General features: G+C 65.4%; 13 protein-coding genes. 1 reads left to right on the top strand and 12 read right to left on the bottom strand.

Going from position 1 to position 13,449, the window contains the following annotated elements:
* Nucleotides 1-2: 2 nt before the first annotated feature.
* Genes IV113_RS03625 through xrtB form a run of 8 tightly spaced genes read right to left on the bottom strand, consistent with a single transcriptional unit; the run spans nt 3 to nt 8,916 of the window.
* Nucleotides 3-1,655 carry a hypothetical protein gene (locus IV113_RS03625; protein ID WP_291080879.1) on the bottom strand — a complete coding sequence of 551 codons (1,653 nt, stop codon included), beginning with the start codon at nt 1,653-1,655 and terminating at the stop codon, nt 3-5.
* Nucleotides 1,652-2,812 (bottom strand): glycosyltransferase family 4 protein, encoded by a 1,161-nt coding sequence (locus IV113_RS03620; RefSeq protein ID WP_291080877.1) that lies wholly within the window; start codon nt 2,810-2,812, stop codon nt 1,652-1,654. The genes IV113_RS03625 and IV113_RS03620 overlap by 4 nt, the downstream gene beginning before the upstream one ends.
* Nucleotides 2,809-4,110, bottom strand: a complete 1,302-nt coding sequence (locus IV113_RS03615) for a hypothetical protein (RefSeq protein WP_291080875.1) — start codon at nt 4,108-4,110, stop codon at nt 2,809-2,811. Before IV113_RS03615 ends, IV113_RS03620 begins: the two co-directional genes overlap by 4 nt.
* On the bottom strand, nt 4,107-5,144 hold the full coding sequence (locus tag IV113_RS03610) for a glycosyltransferase (RefSeq protein ID WP_291080874.1): 1,038 nt from the start codon (nt 5,142-5,144) through the stop codon (nt 4,107-4,109). The genes IV113_RS03615 and IV113_RS03610 overlap by 4 nt, the downstream gene beginning before the upstream one ends.
* A gap of 31 nt (nt 5,145-5,175) precedes the next feature.
* Complete coding sequence (locus IV113_RS03605) at nt 5,176-6,171, bottom strand: GDP-L-fucose synthase (RefSeq protein WP_291080873.1); 996 nt, start codon at nt 6,169-6,171, stop codon at nt 5,176-5,178.
* A gap of 8 nt (nt 6,172-6,179) precedes the next feature.
* Entirely contained in the window at nt 6,180-7,298 is a 1,119-nt protein-coding gene (gene gmd, locus IV113_RS03600; RefSeq protein WP_291080872.1) for a GDP-mannose 4,6-dehydratase, read from the bottom strand.
* Entirely contained in the window at nt 7,295-8,005 is a 711-nt protein-coding gene (gene epsI, locus IV113_RS03595) for an exosortase-associated protein EpsI, B-type (RefSeq protein ID WP_291080871.1), read from the bottom strand. The genes gmd and epsI overlap by 4 nt, the downstream gene beginning before the upstream one ends.
* Before the next feature lie 5 nt (nt 8,006-8,010).
* Nucleotides 8,011-8,916 carry an exosortase B gene (gene xrtB / locus IV113_RS03590; RefSeq protein WP_291080870.1) on the bottom strand — a complete coding sequence of 302 codons (906 nt, stop codon included), beginning with the start codon at nt 8,914-8,916 and terminating at the stop codon, nt 8,011-8,013.
* Here xrtB and IV113_RS03585 point away from each other — a divergent pair.
* Nucleotides 8,915-9,325 (top strand): VanZ family protein, encoded by a 411-nt coding sequence (locus tag IV113_RS03585; RefSeq protein ID WP_291080869.1) that lies wholly within the window; start codon nt 8,915-8,917, stop codon nt 9,323-9,325. The two genes, xrtB and IV113_RS03585, sit on opposite strands and share 2 nt — an antisense overlap.
* A gap of 3 nt (nt 9,326-9,328) precedes the next feature.
* On the opposite strand, the gene epsG is transcribed toward IV113_RS03585, so the two are convergent.
* From epsG to IV113_RS03565, 4 genes are read right to left on the bottom strand one after another with little or no spacing between them, the layout of a single operon-like run.
* Nucleotides 9,329-10,186: a chain length determinant protein tyrosine kinase EpsG gene (gene epsG, locus IV113_RS03580; RefSeq protein WP_291080868.1), complete on the bottom strand. Its 858-nt coding sequence runs from the start codon at nt 10,184-10,186 to the stop codon at nt 9,329-9,331.
* A complete protein-coding gene (gene epsF / locus IV113_RS03575; RefSeq protein WP_291080867.1) occupies nt 10,183-11,550 on the bottom strand; it encodes a chain length determinant protein EpsF in 1,368 nt (455 codons plus the stop codon). Before epsF ends, epsG begins: the two co-directional genes overlap by 4 nt.
* Nucleotides 11,551-11,576: 26 nt before the next feature.
* The gene (gene epsE, locus IV113_RS03570) at nt 11,577-12,404 is read right to left on the bottom strand and encodes a polysaccharide export protein EpsE (RefSeq protein ID WP_291080866.1); all 828 of its coding nucleotides are present in this window, start codon (nt 12,402-12,404) and stop codon (nt 11,577-11,579) included.
* Nucleotides 12,401-13,411, bottom strand: coding sequence for an EpsD family peptidyl-prolyl cis-trans isomerase (locus tag IV113_RS03565; protein ID WP_291080865.1), 1,011 nt, complete (start codon nt 13,409-13,411; stop codon nt 12,401-12,403). The genes epsE and IV113_RS03565 overlap by 4 nt, the downstream gene beginning before the upstream one ends.
* Nucleotides 13,412-13,449: the final 38 nt, after the last annotated feature.

The following is a 13,449-nucleotide window of genomic DNA, read 5'->3' as shown; positions in this document are numbered from 1 at the left end:
GCTCAACTCGAGGTGTGCAGGCCGGTGGCCCGGTGCAGAGGACCGCGCTCGCCGCGTGAACCCCCGCCGAAAAACATGCCGAGGCTGCGGGCCACCGCCGCCACCAGCAAGAACAACACGATGTTCTGCGGGATGGTGCGCAGCATGCCGCTGACCCAGGCCTGAAGTGATTCCGAGGTGACGCCGTACTGGAACAGCCGCCACACGGCCAGCATGCCCACGGCCGACAGCACCACCTGCCCGCTGCGGTTGCGGAACGAGAGCAGGTCCATCATGGTGAATGCGACCAGGCAAAAGGCGATGTAGAGCACGGCAAAGCCGACACCCAGCAGCGCCACGCCCTGCGCCAGCATGGAGCCGGTGCGGCGGCTGCCCAGAGGCGCGCCCTGGCTGAGGTGGCTCAGGTAGTCGCCCATGGAGAACTCCAGTGACTTCTTGTCGATGTTCACACCCAGGCGCTTGATGACCGGGTCGGGCAGGATGGCCCAGAACAGGTCCACCGTCGTCTCTGTCAGCAGATCGGCGTCGCTCTGGGTGAAGGTGGAGACGAAGTACAGCGAGTTGTCGTGGAACTTGGTCTCGACGAGCCGCGCCAGCAACGGGTTCTCGAAGTAGTACTCGTCGTATTTGCCCAGCGTGGCGTTGCGTTGATCCTCGTTCTGCTCGGCCAGCGCCTCGGGCCGCTGGAAGTAATAGAGCGTCTCCTGAACCATCTGCACCGCCGACACGTTGCTGCGCACCTTGCGTGCCACCACCATGGCGGTGGCGAGATCGCTCAGCGGGATCGCCAGGCCCGCGAGCACCAGGCCCAGAACGCCGAGCTTGAGCACCCGCTTTCCAGACACCTTGTTGGTGCTGCGCATCGCGCCCAGCAGCGCAAACAGCGCGATGGTGACGAAGCCGGAGAGCATCACCTGCCGCGCGTTGGCCGCCAGCCCCAACAGCACCACCAGACCGGCAAAGACCGCCAGGTAGGGCCACTGCCGGCGAAAGCTGCTGTAGGCATCGCCAAACTGGATCAGGTACATGGGGATGAGGAACGGCGCCCAGGTGATGAACGCCAACCCGTGCATGGCCTTGCCAAAGGTGCCTTCGCGGCCCGAGCCCAACAGGAACGCCAGCAACCCGACATAGCCCATGAACCACAGCACACCCGTGCTCGGTGTGTTGTACAGACCCGCCTTGTGCAGGAGTTGGCGCGGCAGCGAACCGCGCTGCGCTTCGGGCGCAGGCATCAGCCAGCGGTGGCCCGTGTGGGCGACCATGGCCAGCGCCTGAAATGCGGCGAGCAGGGCGAACGTGGCGATGGGCTGGCGCAGGTTGTCGGCCAGTGGTGTCCAGTACAGGGTCTGACCCAGCAAGGCGCCGAACTGGGAGGTGACGCAGAAGCCGAACACCGCGAAGGTGGACAGCGGGTGTGTCTGGAGCGCGGGTGTCCACAGGAGGTACAGCAGCATGGCGGTCGTCGAGGCAAAGACGATGCTGGCTGATGCGACGTTTTCGGATGTGAAGGCAATGCCCATCTGCGCGAGCAGGGCGAGCAATGCCAGTCCCATCAACCCCAACAGGATCAGACGGCCGTTGCTCAGGTAGGCTGCTTGTTGCGTCAAGGGCCGATGATTCCCGGCGCGGTCTGGAACGTCGTTGGCGTTCATGAGTGCACCAAGGCTTGGTAGGTGCTCAAGGCACGTTGGCCATAGTCTCGCCACCCACCCATGCGTTTGACGCGCTCCAGCGCTTGTGCACTCATGCGCATGCGCAAGTCCGGTTCATCTGCAAGGCGTTGCAGCCGTTCGGTGAGCGCCTGTGGGTTGCGGACGGGGACGATGAACCCTTCCTGTCCGTCGTCAAACAGGTCGCGTGCACCGGTGTTTTCGCTGGCTATCACGGGGCAACCACAGGCCATGGCCTGGGCCATGACCATGGCAAGCCCTTCCTGAACGCTGGGCAGAACAAGAACGTGGCTTTGGCTCATGACTTGTTTGAGTTCGGCCTGCGGCACGTGGCCCAGCACACGGATGTCATCCGACCACAGGCCACGCACCTTCATGAGTGCGATGAGTTGTGGCGCGACGGCCCCGGCGAACGTGAGTGACTTTCCGGAGTGTCGAACCCGTTTGAAAGCCTGCAACAGGTAAGGAACACCCTTCTGCAGACTCATCGCGCCAACGAACAACAGATCAAAACGCGCTGGATCAGGGGTGCCGCAAGGCGCAAAGCGGGACAGGTTGACGCCGTACGGCAGCAAGCGCATCTTTTCGGACGCAACGCCTTGATCCACGAACGACCGGTACGCGAATCCGGACGGCACCGTGATGCAGTCCGCCAACGCGTATTCCGCCTCTTCGCGCTCAATGGCGCGATGGTCGATGCCTTCAAACGGCAGCCCCCACTCCGTGTGCTCTTCGCGGAGCAAGGTGTCCTGCACTTTGATATGAGAAGAACCCCGGTCGCAGACATAGCGTCCACCCCGAGCCTGTTGCATCTGCCCCGCCTTGAATCCACTGCCTGAAAGACCCACATACACGTCGCACTCAGGCAGCGCGTGTGCCGTCCAACGCCCGAAGGTGGTGGCAGCCAGGTTTTCCCATTCCCTGATCAAGCCACGAGGCATTCGCGACTTGATCGGGTTGGCCATGTAGGGGGCTTGTACCCAGGGGAAGGTGCGGATCGAGGCGTCGGGCAAGCGCTCCGCGCGCAGTTTGAAGCGCGGATACCCAGTGAGCACGACCGCCAGCGCCCCATGCGCGTGCAGTTCACGTGCCAGATCAAAAGTGTGGAACTTCCCGATCACCGACAACGCAACTTTCATGGCATCACCGTCGACGCCAAACCGCGATGTCCCAGTGCGCGCAGAGCCAGCACGACGCAAGCTCCGGCAACCAGCAATTCGCTCAACAGCATGGCGCAACCCACACCGTTCAAGCCCCTGGAAGGTGCAAGCCAGGCGGTGAGGGTCACGCACATGGCGCTGGCCAGCACGGTCCACAAGGCCAGAGCGCCATGCTGGTTGGTCGACATCAGCAGCACGCGAGGCACGTGCCAGAGACCCCCGACAGCCGCATAGGCGGTCAGCAGCCCCATGACCGCGGGGTCGAATGCAATCTTGCCGTGTGTCCAGGCTTGCAACAGCAATGGCGAGGCGAGATACAGCCCACCACACAGCACCACCACCTGGGCTGCGCTCAGCCAGCCACCGCGCTCGGCCAGTTTCCTGAGTTCGGTCAGTGAGCCCTGCCCGAACAAGCGGGAGAACTCCGGCCACAGGGAGTGACTGAACATGGCAGTCACCTGCACCGCTGTGCGTGCCAGGGTGCGGTAGGTGCTGAACACCGCGACCGCCACGGGTCCCAACATGGCGCCCACCAGCAGGGTCACGCCCTGAAAGCTCAACGCGTTGGCCAAGGGGAAGGCCATGAACGCCGCGGCGGGCCGGATCATCTGTCGCACGGTATCGCGGGTCGCGCCGCGCAGGCCCCAACGCATGCCATGGGCGTCGTGGCTGGCCACAGCCATGGTCAGCAGGGTCCCGACCACACGCAAGGTCAAACCGCCCACCGCCACCGCGCTGAAGGAGCCGAACATCAACAAGCCGATCATCCAGCCCGCCCACTCCCCGAGGCGGGTCAGGTTGCCCAGGAGGGTGCCCAGTGCATACCGGTGGGAGGCCTTGAAGACCTGCTCGGAAAGCCCGCCGGCAAACGACACCAGCACGCTGGCCGTCAGGGCCACCAAGGCGATGCGCTGGTCCACCGTGGCATCTGCTGGCCAGGGTGACCACCAGATCACGGGCAAGACCAGTGCGCCCAGGGTCGCACAGACGATGAGCATGAACACCTGTGCGCTCTGGAAAATCCGGTTGGCCAGCGCGTTGTCGCCTGCACCCATTGCCATCGTCATGCGGTTGCCAGCCGCTGTGACCATGCCCGCATCCGCCATCGCCAGGTAGGCGGGCAGGGCCGAGATGAGCAGCCACATGCCGTATGCAGCGGTGTCCCAGACGGCCAGAAACAGGGGCAGCGAGGCGAGCTGGATACCGACCGTGATGGCCATGCCCATCGAGTGGGCGCCCATGGCGGCGAGCACGCGCTGGTGCATGGCTCGGCTCATTGGGCCACCGCTTCCACCGCTTCCAGCAGCAAGCGCATCACCGCTTCGTTGCGGTGGTCGCTTTGCTTGAAGCGCTCATGGCCGGCCTGGGCGATTCGGACACGGCGCGGCTCGTCGCCAAGCACTTGCAGGCAAGTGGCAGCGCACTCTTCAGCGTTGCTCCAGAAAAGAGCTTCCACGCCTTCTTCATACATGGCCATGTGCTCATGCGTTCGCTCGGCGCACAGCAGCCCACCCAGCGACGGAATTTCCAGTGAACGGGTCGTGTGCTGGTCGCGGTTTTCTCGCGAGAGCAGTCCCAGGTTGACCCGCGAGCACTGAATGGCCATCGCGTATTGGTCGCCTCCAATGGCCCCTCCGGCCCAATGCGGTTTCAGCTCGGACCATTCGGGAGCCTTGTGCCAGTTCGGACCACGAATCGTCAGCGGCACACCCAACCGGATCAAGTCACGCAGAAACGGGCCGCGCTCCGGGAACCAGCTGCCCAGAAACAATACCTCGGACATCCATGCCAGGCGTTGGCTGACCGTGAGTGTGCGCGGTGCGTGATTGACTTCGTCGGCGCTGCGGTACACGCGCACGGCGTTGTGCGCACCGAGCGCTTCCAGTTCGGGCAGGTTGTCTTCGCGCACCACGGCCAGCAAGTCGTACAAACCGACCGACTGCCGGTAGGCGGTGAAGCGTGCGCCGTCGCGTGGCCCGGTGGGGTCGTCGATGTTGTAGTTCACGACACGTTCGGCGTGATCACGCAATATTTTCAGCACGGTGGGCGTAACCCACTCGCCGCCGTCCACATGGCACAAGTCGAACCGCTTGTGTTCCAACGTGCGCACCAGACCCTTGGCAACGAGTGCCGAAAACCAGTGGCCACCCACATGCCACGCCCAGCGGTCTACCCACCGGTGCTGGGGCAGCAGGCTGCGCAGGTCGATGTGTTCCACCGTGCAGCCGATGCGGCGCAGGGCGTTGGCGCGGTCCAGACAGGTCCCGCTCTTGGGGCCCAGGTACAGAACCGTGTGTCCGAGTGCGCTCACCGGCGGCCTCGTGTGTGGGCGAGCCGGGTGTTCATGCGGGGCTGGCCTGCGCGCACGCGTAGGGCGCGTCCGCGAGTGTGCGGCGCAGGCCTTCCCGCAGGGAGACGCTGGCCTGGAAGCCCAGCGCGTTGAGGCAGGACACATCCATCAGCTTGCGCGGCGTGCCGTCGGGCTTGCTGCGGTCGTAGACGATCTCGCCCTGGTAGCCGGTGACCTCACGCACGGTCTCGGCCAGTTCGCGGATGCTGATGTCATGGCCCACGCCGACGTTGATGAGCGGGGGCTCGAATCGGCCGGTGATGGCTTCGTCACTGCCGAGCAGTGCGTCGAAGGTGGTTTCGGGCAGGTTCATGAGGAAGACACAGGCGCCGGCCATGTCGTCGCTGTGCATGAACTCGCGGCGCGGCTCACCGCTGCCCCACACCGTGACGCTGGAGCGACCGAGCACCCGCGCCTCGTGAAACTTGCGCAGCAGCGCCGGGATGACGTGGCTGTTGTCAAGGTCGTGGTTGTCACCCGGGCCGTAGAGGTTGGTGGGCATGGCCGCCAGGAAACGCGTGCCGTGCTGGCGGTTGTAGCTCCAGCACATCTCGATGCCCGCGATCTTGGCCAGGGCGTAGGGCCGGTTGGTCGGCTCCAGTGGCCCGGTGAGCAGATCACTCTCCTGCATGGGCTGCGGTGCCAGGCGCGGGTAGATGCAGCTCGATCCGAGGAACAGCAGGCGCTGCACACCGGCGCGCCAGGCCTCGTGGATCACGTTGGTCTGGATCAGCAGGTTGTCCCGCACGAAGTCGGCAGGGTAGCGCTGGTTGGCCTGGATGCCACCCACGCGGGCGGCCGCGAGGAACACGCACTCGGGTCGCTCTTGCGCGAAAAAATCGCGCGTGGCGTTCCCGTCGGTCAGGTCCAGTTCGGCATGGGTGCGCAGCAGCAGGTTGTCGTGGCCGGCAGCGCGCAGCTGGCGAACGATGGCAGAGCCCACCAGGCCGCGGTGACCCGCCACGTAAATCCGGGTGTCGGTGTGCATGGCGCGGCTCACTCGTGAAACTCGAAAGCCGGAAAGCCGGCCAGCTTGACCATGGCGTCGCGCCGGGCCATGCGGTAGTCGGACTGCACCATCTCCTGCACCAGCTGGGGCAGGGTGATCTTGGGCGTCCAGCCGAGCTGGGTGCGCGCCTTGCTCGCATCGCCCAGCAGGGTATCCACTTCGGTGGGGCGGTAGTAGCGTGGGTCCACCCGAACCACCACGTCGCCCACCTGCACGCGCAAATCTTTGCGGTGCACGGCCGCCACCACACCGGCTTCGTCGCTGCCTTCACCGATCCAGTCCAGTGTGAAGCCGAGTTCGAGCGCGGCGAGTTCCACGAACTGGCGCACGCTGTACTGCACGCCGGTGGCGATCACGTAGTCTTCCGGCTTGTCCTGTTGCAGCATGAGCCACTGCATTTCCACGTAGTCCTTGGCGTGGCCCCAGTCGCGCAGCGCGCTCATGTTGCCGAGGTACAGGCATTTCTGCAGGCCCAGCGCAATGCGCGAGATGGCGCGAGTGATCTTGCGGGTGACGAAGGTTTCGCCGCGCTGCGGGCTTTCGTGGTTGAACAGGATGCCGTTGCAGGCGTACATGCCGTAGGCCTCGCGGTAGTTCACCGTGATCCAGTAGGCGTAGAGCTTGGCCACCGCGTAGGGGCTGCGCGGGTAGAACGGCGTGGTTTCCTTCTGCGGTGTTTCCTGTACCAGTCCATACAGTTCGCTGGTGGAGGCCTGGTAGAAGCGGCAGGTTTTCTGCATGCCGAGCAACCGGATGGCTTCGAGCAGGCGCAGCGTGCCGGTGGCGTCCACGTCGGCGGTGTATTCGGGGCTCTCGAAGCTCACCGCCACGTGGCTCATGGCGCCGAGGTTGTAGAGCTCGTCCGGCTTCACCTGCCCGATGATGCGGATCAGGTTGCTGCTGTCGGTGAGGTCGCCGTAGTGCAGCACCAGTCGCCGGTCGGACTCGTGCGGGTCCTGGTAGAGGTGGTCGATGCGGTCGGTGTTGAACGACGAGGAGCGGCGTTTGATGCCGTGCACCTCGTAGCCTTTGTCGAGCAGCAGTTCGGCCAGGTACGAGCCGTCCTGACCGGTGATGCCGGTGATGAGTGCGGTCTTTTTCTTCATGGTGCGGTGGTGGCGCGAGCGCCGCTGGTGGGACTGACGCCGGCGAATCGGGCGCGGTTTTCAGGGGCAATGGCCGCCACCATGGCGGCGGCAAACTCGGCCTGGATGCGGTGGGCTCGGGAGCTGTCCCGGTCGATCGACGACACACGAACCAACATGCCGTCGGGCACCCGTCCGCGCAGGCCGTAGCGCATCTCGGTGAGCTTCTTGTCGATACCGGTCGTGGTGATGTGATCTCCCACCACCGTCCAGTAGGTCACGGGCTCGAAGCGTTGCCCCAGGTGGGTTTCCAGGCGGGTGGTGGCGATGGACTGATCGAGCAGGTTGAGCGGCACGCGTTCGACTTTCTCCAGCTTGAAGCCCTGCGCCGGGTAGCAGACCTCGGGTTTGTGCAGCTGAAGGTTGTCGCTCTGGTTCTTGCCGTAGGCAATGGAGAGCATCACGCGGTAGCCGTCGCTGTGGACGTAGTTGCGCGTGAGGGTCTGCGTGTAGATCTCCTCGATGGTGGCCTGCTGCTCCGGGTCCACGATCTGCACGGCCACGTTGAACTGTTCCCTCCAGCCTCCAAACGCGCCGGGCACCATGGCGGCGAGATCGATGGTGGGTCGTTCGTCGGCCAGGCTCGCGGTCGGGCGGATGGCCGCGGCCAGTGCGGCAGAGGCCACCATGAGGGCCAGCAGCAGGAGGTTCTTGAGCGGGAAGACCATGGGTTTCAGGCCTCGTGGGGTTGGGTGCTGGTCCGCTTGCGCAGGCCTTCGAAGAACTGGAGCGCGGTGTCGGTGCAGATGATCAACAGCAGCGCGCTGAGGAAGAGCACCATGCCGGCAAAGCCGTGCAGGAAGCCCTGGCCCGCTTCATTGCCGAAGTGGTAGGTGATCAGGCTGAGTGCCATCACGCGGATCACGTTGGCGGTGAAGGAGATCGGCACGATCAGGATGGCGAGCGCAACGTTGCGAAACAGCGAGTCGCGCCGCACCAGATTGAGGTAGAGCAGACCGAGCGCTTCGAGCGTGAGCAAGGTGTGCAGGCCGGCACAGGCGTCGGCCACCAGCAGCATGTACTGGCCGATCTGCAGCACCACCCCGTTGCGTCCGATCGGGTAGCCCGCGAGGTACAGCACGTTCTCCGCCACGTAGGACACCGCCATCTTCATGGGCATGGTCACCAGATCAACCACCTGCGCGGGCAAAGGCACCATGAACAGCATGAAAAACAGCGCGAACCACTGGGCCTTGAGCGCGGTGGTGCCGCGCAGCAGCAGCAACAGCCCGGCGAGCAGCCAGATCACCGATCCCACCTCGAAGATGCCGATGCCCTGCGAGCGGCCCAGCGCATACAGCACCAGAGCGATCGCCACCAGCGGCCAGCCCCAGGCACTGGGCTGTTCGCCGCGCGAGACCACCTCCATGGCGGCCCAGTTGCGCTGCAGCAGCCAGAGCGAAATGGCCAGCACGATCGGGCCATGGAACTGTTCGTCCTGAGCCCAGATGCCGGTGAAGAGGTCGTACAGGCTGGGTAGATACAACAGGGCCAGGCCCACCATAATCGGCAGGTACGGCATCAGGCGCATCACCATCGATGGGCTGGTCGCTTCAGGAACAGGGGTGGTGGCGGTCATGGTTTTCTCACTGGGGCGCGTTCAGCGCATTGCGCGTTGGCTGGCCGTGCTGCTGGCCTTGAGCATCCCGCTGGCGCTGTGGGTGGGCGGCGCACAACCCTTTGCGGTCGGTCTGGTGCCGGCCCCCTGGGACAAGTTGGCCCACATGGCCGTGTATGCGGTGCTGTCGTGTGCCATCGGTTTCGCCAGCCGCCGCCACGGTCCGTCCGCCATGCTGTTCGGCTTTGCGGGTGCCTTGCTGGTGGGCCTGGTTGATGAAGCCAGCCAGATGCGGCTGCCGGGGCGCACCGCCGAGATCGACGATCTGGTGGCGGACGCGGCGGGTGCGGCGCTGGGCACGGTCGTGCTCGCGGTTCGCATGCAGCTCAGGGCATGGGTGGCTGCACATGTGGAGGTCGAGCGCCATTGACGCTCAGTGGTGGTTGAGGATGGAGCCGACCACGGCCACGCCGGTGTCCTGCAAACGGCGGGCGAGTTCGCTCACACCGCGCATGGGGCTGCGGTTCTTGCGCGCCACCACCAGTGCGGCGCCGGCACGCGCGGCGATGATCTCCGCGTCGGCGTATTGCTCGCAAGGCGGGGTGTCGATCAGCACCACATCGAACTGCTGGCTCACTGTCTGCAGCAATTCCCCGAAGCTCGCCATGCCCACCAGTTCCTGAGGATTGGGCGGCGTTGCGCCGGCCGGCAGCACGCGCAGGCCCGGCAGGCCGGGCACGGCTTCGATCACCTCCAGCCCGGCGCGGCCCGCGAGGATGCCCGCCAGACCGGCGCTGTGGCCGGTGTGGAACAACTGGTCCTGGCGCGGCTGGCGCAGGTTGGCATCGATCAGCAGCGTGCGTTGGCCTTGCTGCGAGAACACGACCGCCAGGTTGGCCGCGATGAAGCTGCGGCCGTCCTGCGGCCGCTGGCTGACCACGCAGAGCACGCGGCGGCGGCGGTCGTCGTTGAGCCAGCGCAGCATGATCTGGCCACGAAGCGCCCGCATTTCTTCGGCCGCTCTGGAAAACGGCTTGAAGGCGGTGACCAGTTCGCGGCTGAGATGGGTGTCGCCGTCGAGCAAGTAGCCGTAGTTGAATTGCGTCGACAGGGCTGCGTCGAGATCGCTGCGCTGCAGCAGGTTCAGTGCAATGGCCGCTTCGCCAAAGGGCTCGTTGTGCGCATGCTGGCGTTCGATGATGCGGTTGATGTGCTCGGGCTGCAGCACGCCACGCGCCACCAGCAGGTCGCCAATGGTGCCGTGGGGTTTCAGGCGGTCCGGCGCGTTCATGCACGGCCTCCGGTGGCCGGCTTCATCATGCCGCCGGCCGGGCTGATGGCGCCGAGCAGGATGACGTCGCGCAGCTCGTGCAGGTCGTCCATCGAACGCACGCGCCGGTTGGTGAACTCCAGCGACAACGCCAGCATCACCCCGAGCAGGCCGCCCAGGAACATGGCGATGGCGATGTTGAGCTTGACCCGGGGTCCTGACGGAAACATGGGCGCCACAGCGGGGTTGAGCACCGCGATGTTGGTCTGGCTGGTCTGGCTCTCCAGACTGCTTTGTGAGGCGCGCAGGCTGACCGAGTCGAACACGCGTTGGGCCGACTCGATGTCGCCGCGCAGCACGCGGATTTCATCGCGTTGCTGGTTGAGCAACAGCACGCGCGACTTCTGCGCGGCCAGGGCGGCTTGCAGCTGGCCTTCGCGCTGGCGGTTCACCTCGTAGGTGGTGTTGATGGAGCTGGTGATCTGCCGGGTCTCGGATTCGAGTTGCGACTTCAATGCGGCCAGTTCGGACTCGGCGCGCTGCGTCTGTGGATGGTTCTTGCCCAGGTTCACGCCGCTTTCGATCAGCTTGGCTTCCAGCCGCGCGATGTCCGACTTCAGTCCGTTGATCAAGGGGCTTTGCATCACCTCGGCCACGGTGTTGCCGTCGGCGCGCGCGCGTTTGCTGCGGCTGTCGGTGGTGGCGGCCTGGATCGAGGTCAGCTGGCTGCTGGTCTCGTTGAGCTTGGCGGTCTCGTAGTCCACGCGCTCGTCGTTGGACGTGATGCCGTTGGCCTGCTGGAAGTCGGACAGCGCTTTCTGCGCGGTCTCCAGGCGCGAACGCGCTGCCTTGGTCTGCTCATCGAAGAAGCCGGCGTACTGGCGCGCGGGGTCCACCCGAAGTTCGAGGTTGACGTCCACATAGGCTTTTGCGAATGCATTGGCCACGGCGGCAGCGAAGTCGGGGTCGGCACCCACGTACTCGATGTTGATCACGTTGCTTTCGCGCGAGGGCTTCACATCGAGGTTGCCCTTGAGCAGGCCGGCCAGCCAGTCGATGAGCTGGCCCCGGCCGCCCGTGGCTTCGCGCCATTGCGATTGCACCGAGAGGTTGCTGTCCATGCGCAGATTGCTCACCACGCGCTTGGCCACACGGTCGCTCTTGATGATGTCGACCTGGGTGGCCAGGTAGCCGGTGGCCACCATGCCGCCCATGGTGCCGCTCACCGGATCGGGCTTGACGTCGAGCACCACCGATGCGGTGGCGGTGTATTGCTTGTCGGAGAGCAGGGACACGGCGGCGGTGCTGGCGGCAACCAGCACGAAGGTGACGAACACCACGAGCCAGCGCGCACGCAGGATGATCAGAAGTTGGTGGGGTGTCATGGTGGGGAGGTCTCAGGCACCGGACTTCAGAAGAGGCTCTCGCGGACGTAGAGCACATCGTTGGGCATCACCAGGTCGTTCATCTGGGGTGCGAGTAGCCTCACGCTGCCGTCGTCCTGCTGGCGGTGCAGTTGCAATCGGTCGCGCGAGCCGCGCGCGGTCGGACCGCCCGCCAGGGCCAGTGCCTGCATGACGGTCATGGATCGCTCGATGCGAAACGAGCCCGGCCGCTGGGCTTCGCCATACACGTAGAAGACGGGTGCGCGGTGCACGTAGACGACATCGCCGCCCTGCAGCACGATGTCGTCTTCGCTGCGCTCCCGCAGGAAGAGGGCCGGCAGATCGACCAGCTTGCGAAACGGCTTGCCCGCGCGTTGACCACTCACGATCACCACGTCGTCACCACCCGGGGCGGTGCCGCCCGCGTTGGCCAGCATGTCGCTCAGGCGGGTGCTGGCGGTCTCCAGCGGAAACCGGCCCGGCCTGCCCACCTGACCCAGCACCGACACCTGACTCCCGCGGATCTGGGTCAGCAGCAGCGTGACCTGCGGGTTTTGCAGGAAGCCTCCGCTCTTGAGCGCGTCGGCGATCTTCTTCTCTGCCGCGCTGACCGGCAGCCCGCCCAGGCGGATCGATCCGATGAGGGGAAAGGAAATGGTGCCGCTTTCGGTGATGCGGGTTTCCAGCGTGAGGTCGGGGTTCTGGAACACCTGCACCCGCACCGTGTCACCGGCGGCGAGCGGATAGTCCACCGGCCCGGTCTGCGCCTGTGCACCGAACGACAGAAACGCCGAGGCCACCAGCAACAAGAGGGACCGCAGCCTGCTCGGCAGGCTCATGAGCGCCGGGTTCACTTCAGGCCCTGCAGACCACGCTCGATGGCGCTTTGCTCGGGGCTGGCGGCGGGCTTGTCGCCATTGGCCGGCGGCACCACCAACGAGGGCGCTGTTGCACCGGCATCGCCCGGGCCTTGTGGCCCGGTGGAGGGTTTGGCCGCGGCACGTTCAAAGTCGCCGAGGTAGGTGATGGTGGTGGTCTCACGCAGGCGTTTGATCTCGCTGGTGACCGCCTCGGTGTTGCGCCGGTTTCCCAGGAACTGGGTGATGCCGGGCGTGGCCACGGCTTCACTCACTGGCACCTGCTGCGAGGAGGCAATGCGCAGGAAGGTCACGCTGTCGCCCGCCTGGACCACGGTGCTCTGGCCGTCCTTGAGGGCATGCACGCGGGGCAGCAGTTCCAGTGGAATCTGCTCTGCGGAGCGGGTGGCGCTGCCGCCGCCGAACTGCACGTTGCGCGTGCGCAGGAAGCCTGCCACCTCTTCGATGGGGCGGGCCTTCTCGGCGAGCTTGACCAGGTCGTCGACCACGCCGGTGGCCTTGGGCACGCGGATTTCCTGCAGGTTGAAGATGCGCCGCTCGGCAAACAGCGCCGGGTTGGCGGTGTAGTACTGCGTCACGTCTTCAGCGGTGGGCTTGGCCACGGTGGCGGTGAGTTGTTGAAGGAAGGCGCGGGCCAGCACCTCACGGCGCGCCGCTTCCAGCTGGGCCACCACGTCGGGCGAGCGGTGCAGCTTGCTTTCGGTGGCCTGGTCCACCGCCAGCTGCTGGTCGATCAGGCGTTCGAGCACCTGGCGGCTGGCCGCCTGGACCTCGTCCTTGGATGCATTGCCCACGGGCGTTCGGCTGAGAACCTGGTTGATCTGGTGCACCGAGATTTCGCTGGAGCCCACCTTGGCAGCCACCTGCGTGGCCTTGGTGCCGTCTTCCTGGCTGCCGCAGGCGCTCAGGCCAACGGACAGTGACAAGGCCAGCACGGTCGTCTGCAACAGGGTGACCATGGGGGTGCGTTTGAAGTGATTCATGTCGAGCTCTAAGAAAGAAAGGGACGCGCGGGGCGCTG

The organism is Hydrogenophaga sp. (assembly GCF_018780385.1).
Classification (GTDB): Bacteria; Pseudomonadota; Gammaproteobacteria; order Burkholderiales; family Burkholderiaceae_C; genus Hydrogenophaga.
The sequence above is the reverse complement of the archived record's forward strand: the minus strand, read 5'-3'. Positions and strand labels throughout refer to the sequence as shown.